Origin of the sequence: Exiguobacterium sibiricum 7-3, from assembly GCF_000620865.1 — a bacterium.
Lineage (GTDB): Bacteria > Bacillota > Bacilli > Exiguobacteriales > Exiguobacteriaceae > Exiguobacterium_A > Exiguobacterium_A sibiricum_A.
In genome coordinates this window covers 2,151,215-2,177,011 of sequence record NZ_KK211190.1, presented here as the reverse complement: position 1 = coordinate 2,177,011, position 25,797 = coordinate 2,151,215, and the positions used below count along the sequence as shown (strand labels likewise).

23 protein-coding genes are annotated in these 25,797 nt (G+C 45.4%); 18 read left to right on the top strand and 5 right to left on the bottom strand.

The window, feature by feature from the left end:
- Nucleotides 1-60: 60 nt before the first annotated feature.
- The 5 genes from dnaG (at nt 61) to P402_RS0112315 (ending at nt 5,431) form a co-directional block, all read left to right on the top strand.
- Nucleotides 61-1,854 carry a DNA primase gene (dnaG, locus tag P402_RS0112335; protein WP_026828976.1) on the top strand — a complete coding sequence of 598 codons (1,794 nt, stop codon included), beginning with the start codon at nt 61-63 and terminating at the stop codon, nt 1,852-1,854.
- Between the two features lie 34 nt (nt 1,855-1,888).
- Nucleotides 1,889-2,974, top strand: a complete 1,086-nt coding sequence (gene rpoD, locus P402_RS0112330; protein WP_012369736.1) for an RNA polymerase sigma factor RpoD — start codon at nt 1,889-1,891, stop codon at nt 2,972-2,974.
- Between the two features lie 153 nt (nt 2,975-3,127).
- Complete coding sequence (gene cccA, locus P402_RS0112325) at nt 3,128-3,469, top strand: cytochrome c550 (protein ID WP_026828975.1); 342 nt, start codon at nt 3,128-3,130, stop codon at nt 3,467-3,469.
- A 130-nt stretch (nt 3,470-3,599) separates the two neighbouring features.
- Nucleotides 3,600-4,316: a tRNA (adenine(22)-N(1))-methyltransferase gene (locus tag P402_RS0112320; protein ID WP_026828974.1), complete on the top strand. Its 717-nt coding sequence runs from the start codon at nt 3,600-3,602 to the stop codon at nt 4,314-4,316.
- The gene (locus P402_RS0112315; protein WP_026828973.1) at nt 4,316-5,431 is read left to right on the top strand and encodes a Nif3-like dinuclear metal center hexameric protein; all 1,116 of its coding nucleotides are present in this window, start codon (nt 4,316-4,318) and stop codon (nt 5,429-5,431) included. Before P402_RS0112320 ends, P402_RS0112315 begins: the two co-directional genes overlap by 1 nt.
- A gap of 42 nt (nt 5,432-5,473) precedes the next feature.
- On the opposite strand, the gene P402_RS0112310 is transcribed toward P402_RS0112315, so the two are convergent.
- Nucleotides 5,474-6,421: a 4-hydroxy-3-methylbut-2-enyl diphosphate reductase gene (locus P402_RS0112310; RefSeq protein WP_026828972.1), complete on the bottom strand. Its 948-nt coding sequence runs from the start codon at nt 6,419-6,421 to the stop codon at nt 5,474-5,476.
- A 144-nt stretch (nt 6,422-6,565) separates the two neighbouring features.
- Here P402_RS0112310 and P402_RS0112305 point away from each other — a divergent pair, with 144 nt between their 5' ends.
- The 8 genes from P402_RS0112305 (at nt 6,566) to P402_RS0112270 (ending at nt 14,920) form a co-directional block, all read left to right on the top strand.
- Entirely contained in the window at nt 6,566-8,329 is a 1,764-nt protein-coding gene (locus P402_RS0112305; protein ID WP_026828971.1) for a sensor histidine kinase, read from the top strand.
- On the top strand, nt 8,326-9,279 hold the full coding sequence (locus P402_RS0112300; protein ID WP_026828970.1) for a sugar ABC transporter substrate-binding protein: 954 nt from the start codon (nt 8,326-8,328) through the stop codon (nt 9,277-9,279). The genes P402_RS0112305 and P402_RS0112300 overlap by 4 nt, the downstream gene beginning before the upstream one ends.
- A gap of 68 nt (nt 9,280-9,347) precedes the next feature.
- On the top strand, nt 9,348-10,700 hold the full coding sequence (locus P402_RS0112295; RefSeq protein ID WP_026828969.1) for a DEAD/DEAH box helicase: 1,353 nt from the start codon (nt 9,348-9,350) through the stop codon (nt 10,698-10,700).
- A 146-nt stretch (nt 10,701-10,846) separates the two neighbouring features.
- Nucleotides 10,847-11,746, top strand: coding sequence for a deoxyribonuclease IV (locus tag P402_RS0112290; protein WP_026828968.1), 900 nt, complete (start codon nt 10,847-10,849; stop codon nt 11,744-11,746).
- 20 nt (nt 11,747-11,766) lie between these two features.
- On the top strand, nt 11,767-12,393 hold the full coding sequence (locus P402_RS0112285) for a hypothetical protein (RefSeq protein WP_026828967.1): 627 nt from the start codon (nt 11,767-11,769) through the stop codon (nt 12,391-12,393).
- A gap of 113 nt (nt 12,394-12,506) precedes the next feature.
- Complete coding sequence (locus P402_RS0112280) at nt 12,507-12,743, top strand: FeoA family protein (RefSeq protein WP_026828966.1); 237 nt, start codon at nt 12,507-12,509, stop codon at nt 12,741-12,743.
- Nucleotides 12,740-14,722, top strand: a complete 1,983-nt coding sequence (feoB, locus tag P402_RS0112275; RefSeq protein ID WP_026828965.1) for a ferrous iron transport protein B — start codon at nt 12,740-12,742, stop codon at nt 14,720-14,722. The genes P402_RS0112280 and feoB overlap by 4 nt, the downstream gene beginning before the upstream one ends.
- Before the next feature lie 15 nt (nt 14,723-14,737).
- The gene (locus tag P402_RS0112270; RefSeq protein WP_026828964.1) at nt 14,738-14,920 is read left to right on the top strand and encodes a FeoB-associated Cys-rich membrane protein; all 183 of its coding nucleotides are present in this window, start codon (nt 14,738-14,740) and stop codon (nt 14,918-14,920) included.
- A 69-nt stretch (nt 14,921-14,989) separates the two neighbouring features.
- Here the strand turns inward: P402_RS0112270 and P402_RS16535 are convergent, their stop codons facing one another.
- From P402_RS16535 to P402_RS0112255, 3 genes are all read right to left on the bottom strand, one after another.
- Entirely contained in the window at nt 14,990-15,163 is a 174-nt protein-coding gene (locus tag P402_RS16535) for a XapX domain-containing protein (protein ID WP_012369749.1), read from the bottom strand.
- Nucleotides 15,164-15,238: 75 nt separating this feature from the next.
- Complete coding sequence (locus P402_RS0112260) at nt 15,239-17,398, bottom strand: RNA degradosome polyphosphate kinase (RefSeq protein WP_026828963.1); 2,160 nt, start codon at nt 17,396-17,398, stop codon at nt 15,239-15,241.
- Nucleotides 17,395-18,939: a Ppx/GppA family phosphatase gene (locus P402_RS0112255; RefSeq protein WP_026828962.1), complete on the bottom strand. Its 1,545-nt coding sequence runs from the start codon at nt 18,937-18,939 to the stop codon at nt 17,395-17,397. Before P402_RS0112255 ends, P402_RS0112260 begins: the two co-directional genes overlap by 4 nt.
- A 222-nt stretch (nt 18,940-19,161) precedes the next feature.
- On the opposite strand from P402_RS0112255, the gene P402_RS0112250 reads away from it, so the two are divergent.
- The 5 genes from P402_RS0112250 (at nt 19,162) to P402_RS0112230 (ending at nt 24,730) form a co-directional block, all read left to right on the top strand.
- Nucleotides 19,162-19,929, top strand: coding sequence for a metal ABC transporter ATP-binding protein (locus P402_RS0112250; protein ID WP_026828961.1), 768 nt, complete (start codon nt 19,162-19,164; stop codon nt 19,927-19,929).
- A complete protein-coding gene (locus P402_RS0112245) occupies nt 19,926-20,795 on the top strand; it encodes a metal ABC transporter permease (protein WP_026828960.1) in 870 nt (289 codons plus the stop codon). The genes P402_RS0112250 and P402_RS0112245 overlap by 4 nt, the downstream gene beginning before the upstream one ends.
- Complete coding sequence (locus tag P402_RS0112240; RefSeq protein ID WP_026828959.1) at nt 20,767-21,189, top strand: Fur family transcriptional regulator; 423 nt, start codon at nt 20,767-20,769, stop codon at nt 21,187-21,189. The genes P402_RS0112245 and P402_RS0112240 overlap by 29 nt, the downstream gene beginning before the upstream one ends.
- A 94-nt stretch (nt 21,190-21,283) precedes the next feature.
- Nucleotides 21,284-22,735 (top strand): NAD(P)H-hydrate dehydratase, encoded by a 1,452-nt coding sequence (locus P402_RS0112235; RefSeq protein ID WP_026828958.1) that lies wholly within the window; start codon nt 21,284-21,286, stop codon nt 22,733-22,735.
- Between the two features lie 150 nt (nt 22,736-22,885).
- Nucleotides 22,886-24,730 carry a bifunctional diguanylate cyclase/phosphodiesterase gene (locus P402_RS0112230; protein ID WP_026828957.1) on the top strand — a complete coding sequence of 615 codons (1,845 nt, stop codon included), beginning with the start codon at nt 22,886-22,888 and terminating at the stop codon, nt 24,728-24,730.
- A gap of 13 nt (nt 24,731-24,743) precedes the next feature.
- Here P402_RS0112230 and P402_RS0112225 read toward each other — a convergent pair whose 3' ends face one another.
- Nucleotides 24,744-25,745 carry a GGDEF domain-containing protein gene (locus P402_RS0112225; protein ID WP_160168618.1) on the bottom strand — a complete coding sequence of 334 codons (1,002 nt, stop codon included), beginning with the start codon at nt 25,743-25,745 and terminating at the stop codon, nt 24,744-24,746.
- Nucleotides 25,746-25,797 lie beyond the last annotated feature (52 nt).

Genomic DNA, 25,797 nt, shown 5'->3' with positions numbered 1-25,797 from the left:
TATTCGTTCCGTTTCATTGCGGGTATATGTATATAAACGTTCGAAAGGAGAGGTGACCAATTGAAACGGCTTCCTGACGAATTGGTTGACCAAGTCCGACAAGCAACGGATATCGTTGAATTGATATCAGAACGTGTAGAATTAAAAAAACAAGGGAATCGTTATTCAGGGTTATGTCCTTTTCACTCTGAAAAATCCCCTTCTTTTTCTGTTTCTCCGGATAAAGGCATGTATTATTGTTTCGGATGTGGGGCAGGGGGAAACGCCATTACTTTTGTCATGGAAACGGAAGGAATGAGTTTTCCGGAAGCCGTCGTCAAGCTGGCGGACCGAACAGACATCAAATTACCGGAATTTGAACGGTCTGATCAAACGGAGTCCACACCCGATCAAGAAAAAAAATATCGAATGCGGGAAGCACACCGGATCGTGGCAGATTTGTATCATGAAGTCATGTTGCAGACAGCTGCCGGTGACGCCGGAAGAGAATATCTCGAACAACGCGGAATCCAAGAACCGGCGATGCGGGAGTTTAAACTCGGTTACGCACCGGACCAGGACCGGTTCACGGTGGATTCATTGGCACGGCGTAACTTTGATTTGGATGAGATGGTAGAAGCAGGGTTGATTTCAATAGGCAGAGATGGCGATTATCGCGATCGATTCAATGGACGGGTCGTATTTCCAATTTCAGATCGTGATGGCACGATTGTTGGATTCAGTGGTCGCTCCATTGACGGAAGGGACCCGAAATATGTCAACACAGCGGAAACTCCTCTTTTTAATAAAAGCGAATTGCTGTTTGGTTTCGCACAGGCACGTGGTGCAATGCGAAAAAATAAGCAAGTTGTACTTGTGGAAGGGAATTTAGATGTTGTACGTGTCGCTCAAGCGGGTATACCCTATACGGTAGCTTCTCTCGGGACAGCATTGACTCCGGTCCATGCTCAAAATTTAGCAAGAATCGTCGATGAAGTCATAGTTTGTTATGACGGAGACAAAGCGGGACGTGCCGCGACACTTAAAGCATTACGTTTATTAGAAGATGTTGCGGTCGATTGTTCTGTAATTCGTCTTCCGGATGGAGAGGACCCCGATTCTTTCATCGGTGCCCAATCGGAAGAGATATTTCTTCGTTTAATCGAGCAGGAACGGATTTCAAGCCTTGAATTCAAATCTTTTTATTTTCGGCAAGGAAAAAACCTTCGATTAGAAGGAGAACGGGTCCGTTATATTGAAACTATGCTTGAGGAGATTGGCCGAACGGCCAATCCATTGTTACGCGACATCTATTTAGGGAAACTGGCTGAAGAGTTCCACTTGTCGAAAGAATCACTGCTGTCGCAAGTTAAGCCGTTGCAACCGCAACAGGCTAAACCGAAACAAGAGCGGCGGCAACAGACACAAGTCGTGACATCTTCTCCTCAAGACCGTACCTTCTCGAATTGGAAACGAGCCGAACGGTTTCTGCTCGCCTATATGATCCGTTCAGAGGAAGTAGGTCTTGAGGTACGTGATCAACTTGGTGTGGCATTTAACGATCCTGCCCATCAACTGATTGCAGGGAAACTATATGAATTTTACGGAACAAACACCCCAGCGGATCCCGATCGCTTTCTGACGATGCTCCACGATGCATCGCTTCAGCGAATCGTAGCGGATCTAGAGTTTATGTTAATGCCGGAATATGATCCGGATTTATTGAGTCATTATATTCGTGCCGTTCAAAATGAACGACAACGGCGGACACTGGATGAGGAAAAGTCGCAGTTGAGTCAACAAACAGATATCCGTGCTCAAGCGGAGCTAATGCAGGCGATCATCGAACGGAAACGGCGTTTGAAAGATCGATGACCTGCTGCATGATGTGGAAGGAGTGTATGGTTCGATGGCAGAAAAAGCAAGATCGGAAGCAGAAATACTACGTCTCGCGAAGGATGAACTAATCGCGCTCGGACACAAGAATGGTGAACTATCGCATCAAAAAATCGAGGATAAACTCAGTTCGTTTGAATCAATGGATGCGCAACAATTCGAAGAATTCCTTCAACTGCTCGAAACAGAAGGCATCAAGGTCAATAACGACGGAACGGGTGACGACAAGGAAGAAGCGGATTTAAACGATCTTTCGGTCCCACCAGGCGTCAAAATCAATGACCCTGTCCGGATGTACCTGAAAGAAATTGGTCGCGTTGATCTATTGAACGCAGAAGACGAAGTCGAACTCGCAAAACGGATTGAACAGAATGACGAAGAAGCTAAGAAACGTTTAGCGGAAGCCAATTTACGTTTGGTCGTTTCGATTGCGAAGCGTTACGTCGGTCGCGGGATGCTGTTCCTTGATTTGATTCAAGAAGGAAACATGGGACTCATCAAAGCGGTTGAAAAATTTGATTATACAAAAGGATATAAATTCTCGACGTATGCTACCTGGTGGATTCGTCAGGCCATCACACGTGCGATTGCCGACCAGGCACGGACGATCCGGATTCCGGTTCATATGGTCGAAACGATCAATAAATTGATTCGGGTCCAACGTCAATTACTTCAGGATTTAGGACGTGAACCGACTCCGGAAGAAATTTCGAAAGAAATGGAAATCACACCGGAAAAAGTACGTGAGATTCTGAAGATTGCACAAGAACCGGTATCGCTGGAAACACCGATCGGGGAAGAGGACGATTCACATCTCGGAGACTTCATCGAAGACCAAGATGCGACAGCCCCTCAAGATGCAGCGGCCTACGAGTTATTGAAAGAACAGCTCGAAGATGTCCTCGATACGTTGACGGACCGCGAAGAAAATGTCTTACGTCTTCGTTTTGGTCTAGACGACGGTCGGACACGCACACTTGAAGAAGTCGGGAAAGTATTTGGTGTCACACGTGAACGGATTCGTCAGATTGAGGCGAAAGCGTTACGGAAATTACGTCATCCAAGTCGTTCAAAACGTCTAAAAGATTTCCTCGATTAATTCAAAGTGTGAAGAAAATATGAAATTTTAGTGAGAAGGGAGAAAAAGTTTTGTTTTTTTCTTCCTTCTCTGTTTTTTTTACAGTAGAATAGTAACGGGGAATACCATTCAGTCACCAACTTGGTTGGGTAGAGAATATGGGGGGGAATCCAAATGCGTAATCCGTTAGTACCGTTCGCATCGATTGCGATCATCGCCATCATCGCCATGATTTCATTGTCATACTTTGGGGTCGATCAGGTAAAACAAGCAGAAAAAGGTCCATCAACAGCTGAAATGAAGCCGGAAGATCTGTTTGCATCTAAAGGATGTACAGGATGCCACGGTGGAAATCTTGAAGGTGGAGTCGGTCCGAACTTAACAAAGATCGGCGCGAAGCTGAAAGAAGAAGAAATTAAAGAAATCGCTATGAACGGTAAAGGGCAAATGCCTGGCGGTCTTGCGAATGACGAAGAAGCCGCTGCTTTAGCAAAATGGCTCGCTGCAAAGAAATAAGTCAATCAACATCCGTCTCTTCTCCGAGATGGATGTTTTTTTGTGATGAATTTTAGGGAAACGACTGTTTCTTTTTTACGCCAAGTCCGCTATTTTTAAATGAGAACATGAATCAGGAAGGATGAAATACATGCAAACGAACGTCATACTTGATCAACGACTACAAAAAGTCGTGTCTTATATTCCACAAGGAGCCGTACTCGCAGATATCGGATCCGATCACGCTTTTGTGCCTTGTTACTGTATCCAGCAAAACTTGATTGAACGCGCGATTGCCGGTGAAGTCAACGTGGGACCAATGGAAGCGGCACAAGGACAGGTTGCGCTTGTTCAATTAGAAGATAAAGTTGATGTCCGGCTCGGGAGTGGCCTGACCGTCTTAACACCGGGTGAAGTGACGGCAGTAACGATTGCTGGAATGGGCGGAACGTTGATTGCTTCGATTTTAGAAGAAGGCAAAAATCACTTATCCGGAGAAGAAAGATTGATTTTACAACCAAACGTCGATGCCGTTGATGTGCGGAAGTGGCTGCTCGCTAACGGCTATGCCTTATTATCAGAAGCGATTGTCAAAGAAAATGAGAAGATTTATGAAATTCTTGTTGCGGAAAAAGGAGAAGAATCGTTATATTCGGACGATGTCGAACAACGGGATTGGGAATTGTATTTTGGTCCGCAATTGTCACGGGAAAAGGCACCGGCATTCATTGAAAAATGGCAGACTGAAAAACAAAAACGACAATATATCCTGAAACAAATGCATCACGGAAACGATTCGGATGTCTTGCAAGGGAAAATCGCGAACATTGAACGGTTGATTCAAAAAATGGAAGAGGTGACGAACTGATGGCAAACGGTCAACAAGTCATCGAACAGTTTGAGACATTTGCGCCGAAAAAATTTGCCTTTGAAGGAGATCCGATCGGCTTGCAAATCGGGACACTCCATAAAGAGGTCAAACGGGTCCTTGTCACGCTAGATGTGTTGGAAACCGTCGTGGATGAAGCGATTGAAAAAAAAATCGATTTGATCATTGCCCATCACCCGCCGATTTTCAGCAAACTGCCAAAAGTGACGGATCAATCGGCAGCGGGACGTATCGTCATGAAATGCATCAAACATGATATTGCCGTCTATGCCGCCCACACGAACTTAGATGTCGCGGAAGGCGGCGTCAATGACCTGATGGCAACGGCATTAGGTCTCACGGATACAAAGGTCCTGGTGCCGTCTTTCGAAAACACGCTCTATAAACTCGTTGTCTTTGTTCCTGAATCTGCCGTACGACAGGTCTCGGAAGCGTTAGGGAAAGCAGGAGCGGGGCATATCGGAGCATACAGTGACTGTCAGTTCCATACGACGGGGATCGGACAATTCAAAGCGACGGCGGAGGCGAATCCGTACGTAGGACAACCGGGACAACTAGAGCAGGTAAAAGAAGTGCGAATCGAGACGATTGTCACGGAATTGAACCAAAAACAAGTCATTCGGGCAATGAAACAAGCACATCCGTATGAAGAAGTCGCGTATGACATGATCCGTCAAGAAATTGTAGCGCCATCACTTGGTCTCGGGCGGATTGGCCGATTAAAAGAAGCCGTTCCCTTAAAAGTTTTTGCGGAACAGGTGCGGTCCGCCTTTGGAGTTGAAAACTTACGGTTTGTCGGAGATGAGAATCGCTTGATTCAAAAAGTAGCTGTGTTGGGCGGGGACGGGAATAAATATGTTTCGACAGCAGCCTTTGCAGGGGCAGATGTATTAGTGACAGGTGATTTATATTTCCATGTCGCGCATGATGCGATGGCACTCGGACTTGCTGTGATTGATCCCGGACACCATGTCGAGTCGGTCATGAAGCAGGGAGTCGTCGACCTTCTGACAGAACGGTTTGAAAAACAGAACATCAAAGGTGTCGAATTGTTTGTGTCAGAAACCAATACGAATCCTTTTCGATTTCTTTAAAAAAAATTCCCGACCGCATTCGACGGACGGAAATCTTTTTTTTTAAAGAATTTTAACTTTTGGTAAGATTCGGCGCAATTCGAGGAACGGCGTCTTGTCATGGGTGCTGATATCAGCCGGATCGTACTGTTGTAAGAAATCGATGACTTTTTTAGTAATCGGTGTTGGCGTCGATGCACCAGATGTTACGCCCACTTGGTTTACACCCTCGAGCCATGATAAATCCAGTTCCGTTAAATCACCGATCCGGTGAGCCGGTGTTGCGGCAATATCAAATGAAACCTGTGCCAGGCGATTGGAGTTGTTTGAACGTGGATCGCCGACGACAATCACTAAGTCGCAATCACCGGCTTGTTCTGCAACAGCTTCCTGGCGCACTTGCGTTGCATTACAAATTTCGTTATGCACTTCGACATGCGGATATTTTTCGCGGACATGCCCCATTAACGCCTGGACATCCCATTGGCTCATCGTCGTTTGATTCGTGACGATGATTTTTTTATTGGCGAGATGAGCAGGTAACGCTTCGATATCTTCAACTTTTTCGATCAAATGAACGTGTTCTGGTGCCACACCTACGGCTCCTTCAGGTTCCGGATGACCGTGTTTACCGACATAAATGACTTCATAATCATCTGCGACGACAGTTCGGATCAAGTCGTGTGTCCGGGTGACGTCCGGACACGTCGCATCAACGACAGTCAATTTTTTCTCGGCTGCACGGGCATAGACAGCAGGGGAGATTCCGTGTGCTGTAAAAATGACGGTTCCTTCTTTAATCGTCTCAAGTGCTTCCAGGCGGTCGGGACCATCTACGGTCAAGACCCCCATCCGTTCGAATTCACGCGTGACGTGGGCATTATGGACAATCATGCCAAGGATATGGATAGGACGTGGCAAGTTTTCGTTTAGTGCAGCTTGTTGAGCAAGTTTCATCGCATCAACAACACCGTAACAATAACCACGGGGACTGATTTTTTTAACAAGCATAGTCTAAATTCTCCTTTTGTATGGAAAGAATGATTATTTAGAGTGTACCATTGATTCAAGTTGAATGAAAATAGAGGAGTCTGCCGAAAGAGAATATCATGATATACTAATTGAGTTGTCTAGAAATGAGGGAGGGGTGAAAAGATGGAGACGAAAAAGATGATGCGGTCCTATTTTTTCCAAATCACGGCTGTTTTGTTCATTCTTATTTGTCTTGTCATCTCGGCACTTGCCTTTACCGCAGACCGTGTCACGATTTCACGAGTCGAACAGCAGACGGAGAAACAGAGTGAAAAAAGTGTCGAAGTCTCGAGTAATGCGTTACGCGACAGCGTCGGGAACTTACACGAAAAAATCATGAGTCTTCAATTGAATGTCACAAATATGAACAATCTCGATCGAGCGATTCGGGATTCGAATTTGCTGGATATCGATACCGGATTTAAAAGCTTCTTTTATTATGATCGTAAAACCGATAAAATCACCTGGTTTTCGAGTGAAGATCGCCGTATTTCGGATTCCAAGATTCGTCGCGATGACTCTTTTGTACAAGCTCTGACGAGTACGGATTTTCATATGAGTCCACGTTATGATATAGCGAATGATTCTTTGACCTATATGTATGTCTCGGTTCGAAATGGCAATGAGCGGGTCGGCGTATTTGGTGGAGGGCTCAGTCTTATGAATTCCGTCGTTTTTCGAAATTCACTGGAATCGTTTGATGATGATACGATGGCCTATTTATTTAACAGCCAGGGTGAGCCGCTGGCAACATCTAAAAATCTTGTGACCGATCAAGAACGCCTCTTGAGTCAAAGTGTTGTCAATCGGGCTTTCAAAAGCAGCAAACCGTACGAAATCTTTAGTACAAATAAAGATATGTACTATTTCGCACGCGATTTGAAGGTGACGGATTGGAAAATCCTAGTGCGCACACCGCGGAGTGTATTTTACGAACCGGTCTATACGACACGTCAGCAATATTTGGTCATTGCGGCACTTACGTTGGTGCTCAGTCTGATTGTCGGTTATTTGATGTCGCGGCAATTGACAGCACCCTTACTGGAACTTGTTCAAAAAATCGAAAAAAGTACGACACCTCAACCGATTACTCTGGAACGTTCTGGCTCGAATGAAGTCAAGACCTTAGTCTCCGCCTACAATGAATATGCGCAAAGGATGGAACATGCACGGGTCGAACAGTTGAGTCAGCAACAGGTGATTTTACATCAGGAAAAACTGGCATCTCTCGGACAACTGGCGGCAGGAATTGCCCATGAAATCCGAAATCCGTTGACACCGGTTAAGATGGCACTGCAACTGCTGTCAGAAGAAAAACAAAACAATCCGGATATGATGCAAATTGCCTTATCCGAACTGGACCGGGCCAACCAGTTAATTCAGACGATGCTCGATTTATCCAAAAATGATAAAACAACGCTGGCAATGGAACAGATTGATATGAAAAAAATGATGGAGAAATTAACGTTCATTCTCGAATCGAAATCACATCCCTACGAAGCGGACTGCAAGATTTACACACCGGCACATATGCCGCCGCTGTATGCTTCGGAAAATGGCTTGTTACAAGTGTTGTCGAACTGTATCGGAAACGCACTGGATGCCGTCGAATCGAAAGGGCCAGACGGGATTTGTCATGTCCACCTCCATGTATATCCTGATCAGTTTGTATTTATCGTCCAGGATAATGGTGTTGGAATGACGGAGGAACAGATTCTCATGATTGGACAGGCATTTAATACGTCTAAAATCAACGGCAATGGTTTAGGATTGTTCATGTCTAATCAGATCGTTCGTCAGCATAATGGACGAATCGAAGTCGACAGTAAGGTCGGTGTCGGGACGACAGTACAACTCTTTTTCCCAAGACGGGAGGAGCAGGCATGAGATTCAACAAGTCCTGGTTGTTTGTTTTAATCATTTGGATTGCATCCGTCCTTGTCATTTCCAACATGTTTGTCCAAAAGGAAACAAGTCCTAAACGGAATGTCGTAGGATTTACAATCGTGAATGACAAACATGAATTTGCGCAACGGTTAATCAATGCCTTTAAGGCAGAGGCGAAAACCAATAAATACGAAGCGTTGGTAGCGACGTCGCAAAATTCCCGAATAAGTGAACGCGAACAGATTTTGGAATTCGTTCAATTGAAAGTTGATGCCATCTTCATCACGACACTGGATGATGTCTATATCGGAAGTGCCATCGAAGAAGCCAAAAAAGCAGGAATCCCTGTATTTGCGATCGATCGCATGATTCGTTCAGATGCTGTCGTGAGCTCGATAACATCTAATAATCAAATGATTGGGGAACAATTGGCTTCCTATATTAAGAATGAGTTAATCAAAAGTACCGGTCAATCAAAGGGACGGATCGTCGAAATCACGGGTACGGCAAACGTTTATACGACAAATGAACGGCACCGGGGATTCTTAAAAGGAATCGAAAATGAGCCGGCGCTTTCCATTGTCGATTCTGCAAGCGGAAACTACGATCCGGTCACATCCGAACGTGTCATGCGGCAGGTAATCGAGTCCGGAATTCCGTTTGATGCGGTCTACTGTCACAATGACGATATTGCGATGGGAGTACTCGAAGCATTGAAAAAAGCAAACATTTCCGGAAAAATAGTTGTCGGAATTGATGGGAATCGTGCTATATTAGAAGCTGTTGACATGAAATCGATGGACGCGACAGTCGTCCAGTCCGCTGAAGAGATGATGAAAGTCGCCTTCAGCGCGTTGAAGCTTCATACGAAAAACAAAAAAATTCCCGATCGTTTCTATACGTATTCATATTTGTATGACGGTAGTAGACCAATACCCATGTTGAACTAAAGAAATAGATGGTGAAGGCGGACGATTCGCCTTTAATTGTTAAAGAAAGAGAAAGGATGGTGACAAATATGAATGGATTTACCCATTTCGATTTGCACCCGTTCGTCGTCGAAGCACTCGAAGACGCACGTATTAAAAAACCAACCGATATTCAATCCCGGATCATTCCAGCAGCGCTCAAAGGGCGGGATATCATTGGACAATCACAGACAGGAACAGGAAAAACGTTGTCGTTCCTCTTGCCGATCGTTCAAAATGTCAATCCGGAACTTCAAGAAATGCAAGCTATCATCGTCGCACCGACGCGCGAGCTCGCTTGGCAGATTCACGAGGAATTGAAATCGATCCTCGTCAAACAACCTGATTACATCAAGACAAGCCTTATCACAGGTGGAATGGATCGCGAACGTCAAATCGGACGTGTCAAAGTCTCACCGCAAATCGTGATCGGAACGCCGGGCCGCATCCTGGACCTCTTTAAAGAACAAGCATTGAAACCGCATTTCGTGAAACATTACATCATCGATGAAGCGGATCAGATGCTCGACATGGGATTCTTGCCGGAAGTCGACCGGATTGCCCAAGCATTACCGGAGAAGTTACAGATGATGGTCTTCTCGGCAACGATTCCTGAAAAACTGCAACCGTTCTTGAAAAAATATATGAACAATCCACGTTATGCGCATGTGGACCCAAAACAACAGACAGCGAAAAAAATCGTGCACCATACGGTTCCGGTCAAACACCGTGATCGTTCTGATTTGACGTTGAAACTGGCGAAAGCCCTCAACCCGTATATCTGTCTCGTCTTTACGAATACGAAAACAGAAGCGATCGAACTCGAAGCTCTCTTCCTTGAAGCGGGACTCAACGTCGGTTCGCTTCACGGTGACTTGCCGGCCCGTCGTCGGAAACAAGCCATCAAGGAAATTAACGAAGCGAAATACCAGTACGTTATCGTAACGGATCTTGCTGCACGCGGCATCGATATTTCAGGTGTCTCGCACGTCATCAACCACGGGATTCCGAAAGATCTCGACTTCTATGTTCACCGTGTCGGTCGGACGGGTCGTGTTGACCAAGACGGATTGGCTTACACATTGTTTGAAGATCACGAAAATGGTTCGATCAACCGTCTTGAAGACCGTGGTATTGAATTCATCAACGTCGATGTCAAGAGTGGTCAAGTCAGCGAAGTGAAGGAACGCCGTCGTGCGAAACCACACATGAAAACAGCAGTTTCGAAAACCGCGCACAGTCGTTTATCAGGTGAAGCTGCAAAAGCGAAAAAACGTGTCAAACCAGGTTATAAAAAGAAACACCAGTATAAACTGAAAGAAACAGCAAAACGCGAACGAATCAAAGAACAACGTGGAATCGGACGTGCTGAACGTAAAGCGAACGCAAGTAAAACAAAATAATCAGTCCTCGGCATTCAAGCCGAAGTCGAACGGTTTAAACAAAGTCTACGATAGAATTCGTGGACTTTGTTTTTTTAGTATCGCTAAAGGTTCTTGTTTTTTTCGACATTTGGTACACTAGAAGCAGAAGAAGGGTGGAATTTTTAATGAAAATCGGTTCACATGTGTCTCTTTCAGGCAAAAAAATGTTACTTGGTGCGAGTGAAGAAGCGGCCTCTTATGGTGCAACGACCATGATGGTCTATACAGGAGCACCCCAAAATACAAGACGAAAACCGATCTCCGATTTGCGAATTCCAGAAGCATTGTTGCATATGGAAGCAAACGGAATTGAAGAAATCGTCGTCCATGCACCTTATATCATCAATTTAGGCAATACGACGAAACCGGAAACGTTTGAATTAGCCGTGTCGTTTTTAGGGGAAGAAATCCGGCGGGCGGAAGCTCTCGAAAAAGCAAAACATATCGTCCTGCACCCAGGCGCACATGTCGGTGCCGGGGAAGAAATCGGAATCAAACGAATCATTGAAGGGCTCAATGAAGTGTTAACGGGAGATGAAAAAGTAAAAATCGCTCTCGAAACGATGGCCGGAAAGGGGTCAGAAATTGGTAAGACGTTCGAAGAAATTGCAGAAATCATTGCTGGTGTGACGCACAATGACCGCCTGTCCGTCTGTCTCGATACGTGTCACGTCCATGATGCCGGTTATGATCTCATTCATGATCTGGACGGAGTATTGGAATCATTCGATCGTATCGTCGGGATTGACCGTATTGGCGTGATTCATGTCAATGATTCGAAGAATATTCGCGGTGCCAAAAAAGACCGTCACGAAAATATCGGATTTGGGGAAATCGGTTTTGACCCGTTACATCGAATCGTTCATCATCAGGATTTGGCCCATTTACCAAAAATTCTTGAAACACCCTATATCGGACTGGATCCAAAAAAGAAGGTTGCACCTTATCGTGAAGAAATTGCCATGTTACGTTCGGGAAATTTTGACGCCGAGTGGCGTTTGCCACTGATCGGTACATCCATTTAAATGAGAGAGGTGTCTGTCGCGTGTGCCATCTACTAGTCGTTGAAGAATCAGAATTTGCCTTAAGGCAAGCAGTCGTCTTATATTATGAAACGAAAGAACCGTTTTATTTACCGGCGGAGCTAGCCGAAGGGGAAGAAGTATTTTTGGCGACGAAAGATGGAATCGTTGCGTATGCCGAAGTTTTGTTCAGCGAGTACACGACACGACCAGCAGATCCTCACTGGTTGACGGAAGCGGATGAACAAGAACGTACGTATGCCTGCCTGGATTTGATCAGCGTGGATTTACGGCATCCGTTGTTAGGGTCACCGTTATCAGGATTACAGGTGAAACCGGGACAAACGGATTTGAAAGTCAGACAGTGGTTGGTGGAAGCCTGGCAAGCCGGTCATTTTGAATCGGATGTGACGACAATCGATCAAGCAAAAAATCGTCGGATGGAACGTTTTCGTGAACGGAATCATCCTGCACTGCTAAAAGAATTTTGCGAGATGTGTGGAAACGCACAGCAATCAATTCTAGAATGGCACGAACATCACGGTCACTTTCAGACACTTTGTCCGACTTGTCATCGATTGGCACATCAAAGTATCGAAAAAATGGAAGACGTTGCTGCCACGTCGGATCAAGCTTCTCCCAAACAGTAAGTGCCTCAGTGGGTTATTCCTGAGTCGCTTACTGTTTTTTAGATGGCGTCTCCATGATATAATCAAGACTGATAATTATTATCAGTGAAAATGGAGTAACTGGAGGAAAGCGCATGACTGATTTAGCAATGATTCCGATTGGTAAACCTGTAGTGATGACAGATTTAAATAAAATCGAAGATCGACTCCGGAGACGCCTGCTTGCTCTTGGGTTTTATGAAGGATGTCCGGTCGTTGTCAGGAGACGAGCGAGCTTTCAAGGTCCTTTGACGATAGAACAACGTGACCACCATCAAATGATTGCCATTCGCAAAAGTGATGCAAAAAACATCGGGGTGTTCTTACCATGACACAAAAAATTGCGTTACTTGGAAATCCGAATACCGGAAAAACTTCTTTGTTTAATCGTTTGACGGGGTCCTACGCCCATGTCGGAAACTGGTCCGGCGTGACGGTCGATAAAAAAGTCGGGAAATTGCACGGAAATCGTGGACAACTGATTGATTTACCGGGTGTCTACGATTTAGATCCATTATCTGCAGATGAAGCCGTCGTGGCACGTTTCCTGATGGAAGAGTCGTTTGATGGTATGATCAACATCATCGATGCTTCACAGTTGGAACGAAACTTACAATTGACAGCTCAACTCTTGGAAATCGGAAAACCGATTCAAATCGGATTAAATATGATGGACGTCGCCCGGAATCGTGGCACGACGATTGATGCAGAAGCATTAGCACGGGAACTGGGTGTCGATGTGTTTCCGATTGTCGCCCGGACGGGAGACGGCTGTGAAGTGTTGTTGTCATCCATTCCTGAAGCGGCAAAAAAACACACGCCCTTACGAATCGATTATGGACAAAAAACGGAACAGGCGATTACGACCATCATCGAGTTAGCTGATTTACAAGAACATGAACGTTGGATGGCTGTTCAGTATTTAGCTGGGAATCGTGTCTTCGTTGAATACCTGGAAACAAAGTCACCACGTATCATTGAAGTCCGAAAGCAGTTGGAACATCAGCTTGGGCGGTTTATTCATGCGCACATTACAGAGTGTCGGCGTAACTGGGCGATTGCGATTCGTGCCGGATCGGTCGTCGAAGAAAAATCAGATCGGAAGACATGGACGGACCGGATTGACGCGGTCGTCACGCATCCGGTTCTTGGGTTGCCTATTTTCTTCGCTGTTTTATACGTTCTGTTCCATGTCACCTTTAACTGGATAGGTGCACCTCTCTCTGATTTATTAGGTGCATTTATCGAAGGCCCGATTTCGTCGGGAGTGGTCTTTGTGCTGACTCAACTCGGTGCATCCGGATTCATTCAGGACTTATTGATTGATGGTGTCATCGCAGGTGTTGGTGGTGTCCTCGTCTTCGTTCCACAAATCTTCGTCTTGTTTTTCTTCATCTCGTTTCTTGAAGATTCCGGATACATGGCACGTGTCGCGATCGTCATGGACCGTTTCATGCAGATGGTAGGACTGAACGGAAAAAGTTTTATTCCGATGATCATTGGATTTGGTTGTAACGTTCCAGGCATCATGGCGGCACGGTCGGTAGAAGAAGAACGCGAACGCCTCGTGACGATTTTCATCTCACCGTTCATGTCGTGTTCAGCTCGTTTACCGATTTACGCTGTGTTCGCAGGAAGTTTTTTTGCAAGTAATCAGGCATCGGTCGTCTTATCGTTGTATATTCTGGGTATAGTGATGGCATTACTTGCTGCAAAAGTATTTTCAAAAGTTTTGGCGGCTGAAGAAGCAACGAGCCTGTTCCTGGTTGAACAACCACCATACCGTGTGCCTCAAGGATTGACGTTATGGCGTAGCACATGGCAAAAAGGAAAAGGTTTTGTCCGTAAGGCAGGAACATTCATTTTCGGAGGATCAGTCGTGATTTGGTTGCTTGCTTATACGGGACCAGGTGGTTTTGATGTCAATATGAATGACAGTTTTCTTGCGATGATTGGTGGTCTGATTGCGATGTTGCTGATTCCACTGGGATTTGGAACATGGCAGGCAGGAGCCGCTTTAATTACAGGTTTCCTGGCAAAGGAAGTCGTTGTTTCGACGATGGCAATCATTTACGCCGTCAATGAATCAGAACTCGGACGGCAATTATCCGGCCAGTTCACACCACTCAGTGCCTATAGCTTCATGGCGTTCGTCTTGCTATATGTGCCGTGTCTTGCGACTGTGGCAGTAATCCGACGTGAAGTCGGTAGTGCGAAATGGACGTGGATTGCCAGTTTGTATGGATTGTTTGTTGCTTATGGTATTTCATTCTTGATTTATCAAACGGGGCACGCACTCGGATTTTCATAAAGGGAGGAAAGCAGGATGCATGTGATTGATATTTTGATTGGTCTGCTTGTCTTTGGATATGCCGGTTTTTCATTAATCCGTTTTACAAAAAAAGCGAAAAAAGGAAAATGTGCGACGTGTGAAGTAGAGCCGACATGTCAAACAGCATGTGATGACGTCAATTGGGACAGAGTCATTGCGGAAGCATTAAAGAAATAACAAAAAGCGTTTTTCTTCTATCGACGAGAAGAAAAACGCTTTTTATGTGGAATGCAGATTCATCCGTCGTCAAAACGGCCAACGATCGGCAAGGAATAAAAATACTTTCATCCCAAGGAATACACCGAAAATCCCAACGATAGCTGGAAAGACGGGGGGAGCAGGGATTGGTAATTTAAGAGCAGTAAAGACGACACCGCAGATGATACCGGCTAGCAAAGATAATAAAATTTGTTGAAGCATGAGGTCCAGTCCTTTCTTCATATAAAAAACCGCTTACATGCTTATTATATGAAGATGTCTGACGTTAAACAACGATTATTTTTTAGCGGCGGTTGGATCAAAGGTAATCTTTTCTTCAGTGCGCTCGACCGGTGTCCATTTTTGTTCGAGTGGGTTGTCAAAAGACGGTTTTGCTTTTAGTTTACCGTTCGTATAGAGCTGAATGAGAATTTGTGATTCACAGGATTGTTTGCCTTTCGTCACATAATGATAGTTTCCGGATTCATCCTGTTCACGTGCTTTTACGTTATCGGCCATCGTCAAAGCCAAACAATCCTTGATATAGTTTTTCTGTTCTTCGTCAATGATTGGGAAAAGAATTTCAATCCGTTTTCGCATATTACGGGTCATCCAATCGGCACTGGAACAGTAAATCAAATCGTCCCCATTATGGCGGAAGTAAAAGATACGGGAATGTTCCAAATAGCGATCGACGACGGACGTGACACGAATATTTTCCGAGACCCCTTTGATTTGTGGGCGGAGACAACAGACACCGCGGACAATCAATTCGATTCTGACGCCGGCGCGTGATGCTTGATACAATTTCAGAATGATATCTTTTTCCGTCAAACTGTTCATTTTGGCAACGATTCGACCATTGCCATGTTTTTTATGATATTTGATTTCTTCATCAATCAATGATAAAAATTTCTCGAGCATCGAGTTCGGTGAGGTGTGTAGGGCATTCCATTGAGGTTGCTCGCCATACCCGGACAACCAATTGAAGAAATTTGTCGCATCTTCGGCAATTTGTTCCCGTGCCGTCAAAAGACCGATATCAGTATATAGTTTAGCCGTGGAATCATTATAGTTCCCTGTTCCGAGATGGACAAACCGTTGAATGCGACCTTCCTGCAGCCGGACGATCAATGTAATTTTCGAGTGTGTCTTTAAATCGCTGTAACCGTAAATGACGTGAGCGCCTACTTTTTCCAATTGTTTGGCCCACTCGATATTTTTCGCTTCGTCAAAGCGTGCTTTCAATTCGACGAGCACTGTGACCTGTTTGCCATTCTCTGCAGCAGTCTTCAATGCTTTGATGATCGGAGAGTCTCCGGATACCCTGTACAACGTTTGTTTAATCGCCAAGACGTTTGGGTCATTAGCGGCTTGCACAATCAACCGGACGATGGGATCGAACGTATGATACGGGTGATGCAACAAGTAATCCTGTTGCAGAATTTGATCAAATAAATTTTTTGATTTTTCAAGCGCCGGGGGTTCGACGGGCATGATAGTCTGATAAATCAAATGATCGTATTCCACACCAATTTGGCTGTAAAATGCAAAGGCAAATGTTAAATCAATCGGACCATCGACAGCATAGATATCCCGGTCCTGTAAGTCGAGGACATCGCGTAACATATTGAGTAAGTTTGTATTAATGGCATTCTTCTGAATTTCCAGGCGAATCCCGACTCCCCAACGTCGTTTCTTCAGTTCTTTTTCAATCAACTTCAATAAGTCATGGGTTCCTTCTTCATGGAACGGTAAGTCTGCGTTTCGTGTAATCCGAAACGGCATGGCTGACAAGACACGATAGCCTTTAAACAAAGAGTCAATGAAGGAAATGATGACATCTTCGAGTAAAATTACAGCTGTCGTTTCCTCATCATCCACCGGTAAATCAACGAAACGAGGCAGGACGGCCGGGACCTGAACAAGTGCCAGATTCCGTTTTGATCCGTCTTCCGCTTCAAGCGCCGTCGCGATGTTCAGCGATTTAGACGACAGCATCGGGAACGGGCGGTATGCATCGACCGCAACAGGCGTCAAAACCGGAAAGACTTGTTCTCTGAAGAACGCTTTGACATATTCTGCTTGCATTTCATTTAACTCGTCATGCTTCAGGAAAGAAATTCCCTCTGCCTTCAACGCTTGGGTGACGTCTTTAAACGCTTCGTATTGTTGATCGACAAGTTCTTTTGTTTTGGTCGCGATGGCGCGTAACTGTTGTTTCGGTGTGAGTTGTTGTTTATTTTCTGGTTTATTGAATCCAGCCAGCACTTCGTCCTTCAACCCACCGACTCGAACCATATAAAATTCATCTAAATTGGAACTGAAGATGCCTAAAAACTTGAACCGTTCCATTAAGGGATTTCGCGTATCCGTCACTTCTCCTAGGACACGTTCGTTGAATTGTAACCAGCTGATTTCCCGGTTGTTAAAAAACTCAGGGGAGTCAATCTTCACGTAAGGCCGCCTCCTTTATTGTCAAACTGAATGGATCGATCAATGATTCGTTCCAGATGTTTTTTTTGCTTTTCTGCCTTCTCGACCTCAAACCCGTAATCGTGATCACCGGTATCAAGAATGATGCGGATATCTTTTTTATCTTTTTCCAGGACGAGTTCGAGACTGTCGACGGCACGACGTTCTGTCACATCAAGTGCCTCCGTCAATTTAAGGATTGATCCGAGTAAATCAAAACGCTCGATGGATTTATCCGTGAACCAATCTTTAAACGGTTTTAAGAGTTGTTGCATCCGTTTGGAAGACGAATACGAACTGACCAGCGCCAGAGCTAAACGATCTTTATGCGTCATTCCTTTTAAATCGGTATTTGTCAAAAGATAAAATGTTTGATTGGACCGGGTATCCGGATTGATGTACTGTCCGCAGTAAAGTAAGCGGCTGGCAGAATCCAGTAATCGTAAATCAGCAGCCCGATCCGGAATGATATCGAGTGTCACCAATTGACGGTAAATCGATTTGGCGATTGTCCCGAGATAGTTCATCCGGTCCCGATTGACTTTGTAATCACTTTCCAGCTGATAAAGACTTTCTTCGCGAACATTCTCGATACGCCGTTGTTCCTGCTCGCGTAAATCATATTCGTAGACAAGACCTTCCCGTAAGCCGTAATTACTCATCACGAACTGCTCTGCCTCGATATGTAGTGCCAGTTCATGAATCGCGATTAACGCAGGTAAGAAGATGTCGACCCGGTCTTTGGATAATCCTTCGACTTTGGTCAATTGTTTAGGTGCTTTGTCCTCTAATTCGTCGATCAGTTTTCCTAACTCTTTTGACCGGACTTGATATTGATGGATACCATGCAGAGGATAGTCGAGTGTAGATTGATGAATGCGGACGAAGTTTCGTGCCGATCCGCCAACGCCAATCAGTGGAAGCTTTTTGTTTTTCAACCAAGGAATTTCGTCGAATTGTTCACGTAAGAACTTAACCAGTTTCTTTTGTTCACCTGACGTCATCGTTTCTCCGGAGAGGAATTGACGGGTCAACGTGACGGCACCAAAAGGGAAGCTGTGGTAAGCAACCATTTCCCGATTCTCAATCAACGTGACTTCCATGGATCCACCACCGATATCGACTGAGTAGCCATCGGTCAGGAAAGTTGAATTGATGATCGCGAAGTAGCCGTAATAAGCTTCTTGTTCATCAGACAGAACCCGCATCGTAAATGGAGTTTCCTGTTCGACAGCATAGACGATGTCCTGTCGGTTACTGGCATTTCGAATGGCGGCTGTCGCCACACAAATCGTTTCTTCGACGTGATGGGTAATGCCGATTTCGTGAAAACGCTGCAGCGTTTCGCACAGTAACCGGATTCCGATTGAATCGAGTGCACCGCTCGCATCAATATGAGCGGAGAGACGAGCAACGACCTTAACATTGATTGTTTCGATGTATCGACCGGAATCGATTGGATGGAAAATGACATACCGGATCGAGTTGGACCCGATATCGATGACTGCTAATTCATTCTTCAAAACAAATCCGCCCCCTTTGAGTACTCAATCCATCTTTTCCCGAATCAGTGATTCTGAAAACGACAGCTTGTATCCTTTTATTGTACCTTGTGTATCTGCCTAAAAGCGTCTATTCACAAAAAAGTTACATCGGTTGCAACGAATGAAGGCTGGCGCTATAATAAGACAGTTGATAAGACGTAATTATTCCGTTTTAACATGAGACGGAAGGAGAGAATAGACATGACAGAACCTATTATTGAAATTAAACAATTAACATATGATTATCCGGATCGACGTGTCTTAAACGAAGTGACGTTTAATGTCCAACAGGGACAGTTCCTGGCAATCGTCGGAGAGAATGGATCCGGGAAATCGACATTAATCAAATGTATGCTTGGTTTACTAAAGCCCAAAGGGTCGATTCGTTTATTTGGACAGGATCAAGCAGCTTTTAGTGACTGGTGGCGGATCAGTTACGTATCGCAAAAAGCAGCAGCGTTCAATTCAGGATTTCCGGTCACAGTCGCTGAAGTCGTTGAGATGGGGCTGTATGCAAAAAAAGGATTATTTCGGCGGGTGACGAAACTGGACCGTCAAAAAGTAAAGACGGCGCTTGAAACAGTCGGCATGTGGGATCGGCGCGATTCAAAGGTTGGTGACCTGTCGGGTGGACAACAACAGCGGGTCTTTATCGCACGGGCCCTCGTCAATGATCCTGATTTGATGATTTTAGACGAGCCGACAGTCGGAGTCGATCAACGATACGTCAAAGAGTTTTATGAAATCCTGGAAGAGCTACGACGTGATAAAAAGCGGACCTTTGTTCTCGTCACACATGACATTCACTTTGTCAGCAAGTTGGTGACGGATGTAATTCACCTCGTCGACGGACGACTTGGGTGTAATTGCGGTATTAAAGAATACTGGGAACTGGATGAGCAGACGATTCGGTCCTTGTATCCCGTTCCAGGACGTGTTCTTATCCATGAAGGGGAGGTCGTCCAGTGATTGAAGCGTTCATGACATTAAAGTTCTTACAGTATGCGCTTGTCGCAGCAGTATTGATTGGTTTTACGGCTCCGTTGATCGGGTCATTCGTCGTCGTCCGGCGAATGAGTTTGATTGCGGATGCGTTATCACACGTCACACTGGCAGGAATTGCCCTTAGTCTATTGATATCCGGTATGGTTGCGAGTCTTGCCGATTTGAATCCGCTCTATCTCGGAATCGTGACATCGGTCATGGCGGCGTTGACGATTGATTGGCTTCGTGCGAAATATAAACATTTTCAAGAGCTTGCCATCCCGATTATCATGGCGACGGGAATGGGACTTGGCGCCATTTTCATCAGCTTGGCGAACGGCTTTTCGATGGATCTTGTGTCCTTTTTATTCGGAACGGTTTCAGCTGTCACCTTGACGGATGTCTATACGATTTTGATTGTCACAGGCGTCGTCATCTTATTTGTGATTGCGTTCTATAAGGAGTTATTATTCTTGTCGTTTGACGAGGAACAGGCACGGGTTTCCGGCATTCGTCTTCGGCTCGTGCACATTCTATTTATGATCGTTGTTGCCTTGGTGATTGCAATCAGTATGCGGGTTGTCGGGATTTTGTTGGTATCAAGCTTAATCACCTTGCCGGTCGCAGCCGCACTTCGACTTGCGAAAAGTTTTAAAGCGACGATTTTTTATGCCATCGTGTTTGGAGAAGTCGCGACGATTACCGGTTTGATTCTGGCTTATCAATTTGATTTAGCGCCGGGTGGCATGATTGTCATGCTCGCCGTCGCAGAACTTATTCTCGTCATGATAATTGAACGGTTTTGGATCGGAGGGAAATTGCATGAAAAAAAACATCGAACAAGCGCGTGAACGGATGAAAGCATCCGGATTCAAAATGACGCCTAAGCGTCTTGATTTATTGGCTTATCTCTTTGAAGCCAACCGCTATGTCAGTGCACGGGAAGTGGCAGAGGAATTGCGATTGTCACATCCGTCACTCAGCTACGATACGATTTACCGGAACTTAAATGATTTTGCGGAAATCGAGATTTTAGAGACAACGGAGTTGGATGGAGAAATGAAGTACCGGGCTGCGTGCCAATCGGGACATCATCATCACCATCTGATTTGCCGGACATGTGGAAAAACAGAAACATTGGACGTCTGTCCGATGCAATGGGTGGCTCCGATTAAAGATTCGGGCTTCGAAGTCGAAGACCATAAATTCGAAATCTACGGCCGCTGTGCAGCCTGTCAAAAATAAGTAAATGGATACCGGAAAGTCCTTTGATGGTTCAAAGGGCTTTTTTTGCTTGAAATGAGCTAAAAGGGGAATAAGACGAACAGAGGTGATGAAGATGATTTATGAGGCACAGGAAGCAAGGCAAATCGATGAGTGGGCAAAAACATCCGGCTTGCCGCTTGAAGTGTTGATGGAACGGGCGGGGAGCGAAATCGCTAAACGCATCATGAAAAACCACGGCAGGAAAGAACGGATCTTAATCCTCTGTGGGACAGGTAATAATGGGGGAGACGGGTATGTGATTGGGCGTGAACTGATACGCGACGGCTATGATGTCACGGTTCATGCGCCGTTTGGAGAGGCGAAAACACCGACTGCTTTGTTGCACCAACGTTATGCCGAAAAATTTGGTCTGGTGGCAGAGGAAGTGTGTGGCCAATACGATGTGATGGTCGATGCTGTGTTTGGGACGGGGTTTGATCAATCCCGCCTGACGAAACCGCTGACTGATTTGTTTGACTGGGTGCGTGAGCAGCAACAACGGGCAACACTGTATGCCGTTGACGTTCCGAGCGGCATTCCAACCGATCATTCCATCGGGTTTTCCGGTCAGGGAATAAAAGCGGATTTGACGTTCTCGCTCCATGCCTTTAAACGGTCTGCTTTCTTGTTGAAGACCGCTCCGTTTTTTGGGCGACTGGAGAAGATTGATTTAGGGTTACCGGCCTTTGGTGGATGGCAGTTATTTTCTGAGTCGATTGCACCGTTGTTGACCCGTGACGCATACGGTCATAAAGGAACATACGGCACGGCGTTATTGATTGGCGGTAGCGAAAACATGCCGGGTTCGATTCAACTGGCGGCACGTGCTGCTCTTCGAACCGGCGTCGGGAAGCTTCAGGTCGCAACTGTTCCGACGGCGCAAGTCGGATTAATCGTCAATGCTCCGGAAGCGATGGTCCTCGATCAGACGACAGAAGCAATTCAAGAGATGGTTACAGAAGTGGATGTCGCTGGAATCGGACCCGGTTTAGCTTCGGAATCCGTCTCGGACTGGCTGGATCTTTTGTTTGATCAAGACATCCCGGTCGTCCTGGATGCGAGCGCATTGATCCGGGATCGTTATCCGGAACGTAAAGCGGCAATTGTCGTCACGCCGCACATCGGTGAATTTGCACGGATGACGAATCAATCCGTTCAAACCGTCCAAGACGATTTATTTGAACAGGCAAGTGATTATGCGATGTTGCATCAAGTGACTGTTGTTTTAAAAGCGCATGTGATCTTAATCGCAAAACCAGACGGCGGCGGTTACGTGGTTGCCGGGGCGTCAAGCGGATTGGCAAAAGGCGGCAGTGGCGATACATTGTTCGGTCTGATTACAAGTTTGCTCGGGCAACGTAAACACTACAAGCAGTTATCGCTTGAACGACTGATTGCAATGGGGGTATCTTGGTATGCGCAAGCGTCCAAACACGTAGAACAACGAATTCATCCGAGCAGCATTACCGCTACAGACGTCATTGAACAACTAGGTCAAGTCGAAAACGATGATCTTATTAACTAGCGAAAAATATGAACAGACATGTTTCCTTTGAACAAATGAAGGGGCATGTCTTTTTTTAGGAAATAATTGCTAGGAATGGGAGTGCAGGAGTATCATGAAGTGATGTCGAAAAGTTTAAGACAATTATCCAATTCAGAAAGGAGGAGACCGATGCCCATCAAGACAGTGGATAAAATCGTTCAGAATCAGCAACGGTGGATTGGCAACTTTGCCTTTTTTTTGATGAGTGCAGGAGCACTTATTTTTTGGATCACGACGGATGAAACGATTCAAAATGCGTACTTAAATCGATCAACGATTGTCAGCGTACTGGTGCTCGTTGGTCTGATGACCTTTTTAATCAGCCGCAGTCGATTATCGAACCGTTATCAATCGCATTTGTTATCTGTCATGTTTCTGATCATTCCGGTTACGTCCATTAGTTTGTTGCCGTACGCGGCGGTTACGGTATGGGCAAGTTGCTTTTTATTTTTAATGATTGCCTTGATTGCGTATGACCGGATCATGATGTGGTATGCCGTCGTCATCATCGTTGCGACCAATGCATATGTCATGCTCCGATCGGAGACGGTTTCAGTCGAAATTGATCCAACTGATCACTATGCCAGACTTGGAATGATCGGGATTGCGATTTGTATTGCCTTTATCATTAATCATCTTCACCTTCGCCATCTCGATCGTCTTCAAGTGCTGGCAAATCAATTACATGACGCAGCGCGTCATGATTTACAAACACAACTCCTGAATATGCGTGGATTGGAAGAACGTTTTGCCCGGCCGCATCATCAACAACTGTTGTTAGTTGGTGTTCATCTTGAAAATTATTATGAGTTGGCTCGTTATTTCGGCGATGAGATTCAAGAACAGGTGTTATTTGATTGTATCGAACGCCTTAAAACCTTGTTACCACCGCATTTAGGGATGGTTCGTGTCGAGGGTGGAACCCTCGTCGTCGTGATGGAAAAGCCTCCCGGCGTGTCTTGTCAGGAAGAGATGGAGCGACTCAGCCAACAGATGTCGGCTCCTTATCAAGTCGACCGGCATCAGATTTACGTCAATTTATACATCGTCATCGATGATGGGGCGGTCCATCCATCCAGCATGACAAAACGGATTCAACAGATTACATCCGCACTTCCCGAAAGCATCCGGAATTCAGAAAAAGTCATGTGCCTGAATGAAGAGTGGAGAGACGAACAGGCACTTCGGGTCGAGGCGGCTCAAGCGTTATCGCAAGCAGATATCAATCAAGATTTTTATCTCGTATATCAATTACAGTATGATTCCGATCAGGACCGATTTATTGGTCTTGAAGCACTAGTGCGTTGGAACAGCCCCATCCCGGGTGCAGGACGTCCCACGGTTTTCATTCCGATTGCAGAAAAAAGCGACTTGATCATTCGTCTCGGAGAATGGATTTTTGAGGAGGGCTGTAAAACGAGGAAGCGACTGATCGGACTTGTTCCGGATGACTTCAGTTTGTCCGTGAATGTTTCTCCACGCCAACTGACACATGATTCATTCATGCCGTTCATCGAACGGATGTTACTGAAGTATTCCTTGCAGCCGAAACAAATTAAAATCGAGATTACGGAAAGTCAGGCGCTTGATTTTGAGAGCCAGCCGATTCTGCGGGCGTTACGGCGAATCAAAACACTCGACTTTCCGGTATCGCTGGATGATTTCGGTACAGGGCATGCTTCGTATCATGTCCTCGAAAGGCTCTTACCGCTTCGTCAGTTAAAAGTACCGAAACAATTTATCGAACAAGTCGAAGAGTCGGAAAAGCGGCGATCGATCTTAGAATCGATTTTCCAACTCAGTCAATCGATGCACGTTGAATGTATCGTAGAAGGTGTCGAGACGGGCGAAGAGGTTCGGATTGCCAAAAATATCGGCATTCATCTATTCCAAGGTTACTTTTTTGCAAAACCTGTTGTCCTCGAGGAAATTATTTGCTTGTTGCAAATGAAACAAACGGAAGTGACGGATTGACGTCACTTCCGTTTTAGTTTGAATACAGATGGGATTGATTTCGACCGTTTTTCTTTGCCTTATATAATGCAGCATCGGCCTGTTTAAAAACGGTGCTTGCGGATTGACGTCGAGCAAAGGCAACACCGGCTGAGACGGTGATTGGAAGTGCGTGATCTTGCATAACGAAAGGGGTTTTCGTTACAGTCGAAACAATCTGTTGTGCCAATTGAACAGGAGAAACCTTGAATGTGTTCGGGAGGATGGCGATGAATTCCTCGCCGCCATATCGACCGACTGTCACGTCTTCCGGACATTCTTGGGTCAGCAAAACAGAAAAGTGGCGTAACACGGCATCTCCGACGGCGTGTCCGTATTCGTCATTCACGGCTTTGAAGTAATCTAAATCAAACAGGATGACGCCCCAAGGAGCTTGCTCCTGTTCAAAAACCGCTACTTTATCCATGATGACATGACGATTGGCAAGTCGTGTCAATTGATCGGTCGAAGCCAAGTAGGATTGGTATGAGTACAGGACAAAATGCTCTTGCAACATACCGGACAACCGGTAAAACAGAAGGGAAGCAAAAGTGGTAATCAAAAAATACGGGACATAAATCGATTGCCATGCATTGTTTTCTGCTGCACTGAAAAACATCCGAATCAAAACGAGGAGAGAGCCAATCGTGACGATGACCGTAAATAAAGCCGCCTTTTGTTTGATGAACCGTGTACAGAGCAAAACAAGACCGATGAAACTGACTAACGTAATGATGGAATTTTGCAAAGCAATCATAGAGTCGCCCGTATCGAGTAGGAACCGGTAGGTGATTAACAGGAAACCCGTCGTCAGGATACTGATCGGTCCACCGTATAAAGCGGATAAGGCGAGTGGCAATAACCGTAAGTCAATAAAAGCGCCATTAAGGAAAATCGAGTTATGAATCAGTAAGATGCCTGTCAAACCATTGGCTAAACCAAAGTAAAAACGGGTCGATAATTTTGAATCACGTTGAATGGGGAGCCGGTTTCGCATGAGGTAGAATGTCACGGACAGAACTAAAAAAATGATACAGATATTCAGAAAA

What these genes read in the sequence shown, in the direction of transcription:
- P402_RS0112225 (WP_160168618.1), bottom strand. Translation starts at nt 25,745, where the DNA reads ATGCGAAACCGGCTCCCCATTCAACGTGATTCAAAATTATCGACCCGT.
- P402_RS0112320 (WP_026828974.1), top strand. Translation starts at nt 3,600, where the DNA reads ATGCAAACGAACGTCATACTTGATCAACGACTACAAAAAGTCGTGTCT.
- rpoD (WP_012369736.1), top strand. Translation starts at nt 1,889, where the DNA reads ATGGCAGAAAAAGCAAGATCGGAAGCAGAAATACTACGTCTCGCGAAG.
- P402_RS0112230 (WP_026828957.1), top strand. Translation starts at nt 22,886, where the DNA reads ATGCCCATCAAGACAGTGGATAAAATCGTTCAGAATCAGCAACGGTGG.
- P402_RS0112270 (WP_026828964.1), top strand. Translation starts at nt 14,738, where the DNA reads ATGCATGTGATTGATATTTTGATTGGTCTGCTTGTCTTTGGATATGCC.
- P402_RS0112280 (WP_026828966.1), top strand. Translation starts at nt 12,507, where the DNA reads ATGACTGATTTAGCAATGATTCCGATTGGTAAACCTGTAGTGATGACA.
- P402_RS0112305 (WP_026828971.1), top strand. Translation starts at nt 6,566, where the DNA reads ATGGAGACGAAAAAGATGATGCGGTCCTATTTTTTCCAAATCACGGCT.
- cccA (WP_026828975.1), top strand. Translation starts at nt 3,128, where the DNA reads ATGCGTAATCCGTTAGTACCGTTCGCATCGATTGCGATCATCGCCATC.
- P402_RS0112300 (WP_026828970.1), top strand. Translation starts at nt 8,326, where the DNA reads ATGAGATTCAACAAGTCCTGGTTGTTTGTTTTAATCATTTGGATTGCA.
- feoB (WP_026828965.1), top strand. Translation starts at nt 12,740, where the DNA reads ATGACACAAAAAATTGCGTTACTTGGAAATCCGAATACCGGAAAAACT.
- P402_RS0112290 (WP_026828968.1), top strand. Translation starts at nt 10,847, where the DNA reads ATGAAAATCGGTTCACATGTGTCTCTTTCAGGCAAAAAAATGTTACTT.
- P402_RS0112240 (WP_026828959.1), top strand. Translation starts at nt 20,767, where the DNA reads ATGAAAAAAAACATCGAACAAGCGCGTGAACGGATGAAAGCATCCGGA.
- P402_RS16535 (WP_012369749.1), bottom strand. Translation starts at nt 15,163, where the DNA reads ATGCTTCAACAAATTTTATTATCTTTGCTAGCCGGTATCATCTGCGGT.
- P402_RS0112295 (WP_026828969.1), top strand. Translation starts at nt 9,348, where the DNA reads ATGAATGGATTTACCCATTTCGATTTGCACCCGTTCGTCGTCGAAGCA.
- P402_RS0112310 (WP_026828972.1), bottom strand. Translation starts at nt 6,421, where the DNA reads ATGCTTGTTAAAAAAATCAGTCCCCGTGGTTATTGTTACGGTGTTGTT.
- P402_RS0112315 (WP_026828973.1), top strand. Translation starts at nt 4,316, where the DNA reads ATGGCAAACGGTCAACAAGTCATCGAACAGTTTGAGACATTTGCGCCG.
- P402_RS0112250 (WP_026828961.1), top strand. Translation starts at nt 19,162, where the DNA reads ATGACAGAACCTATTATTGAAATTAAACAATTAACATATGATTATCCG.
- P402_RS0112235 (WP_026828958.1), top strand. Translation starts at nt 21,284, where the DNA reads ATGATTTATGAGGCACAGGAAGCAAGGCAAATCGATGAGTGGGCAAAA.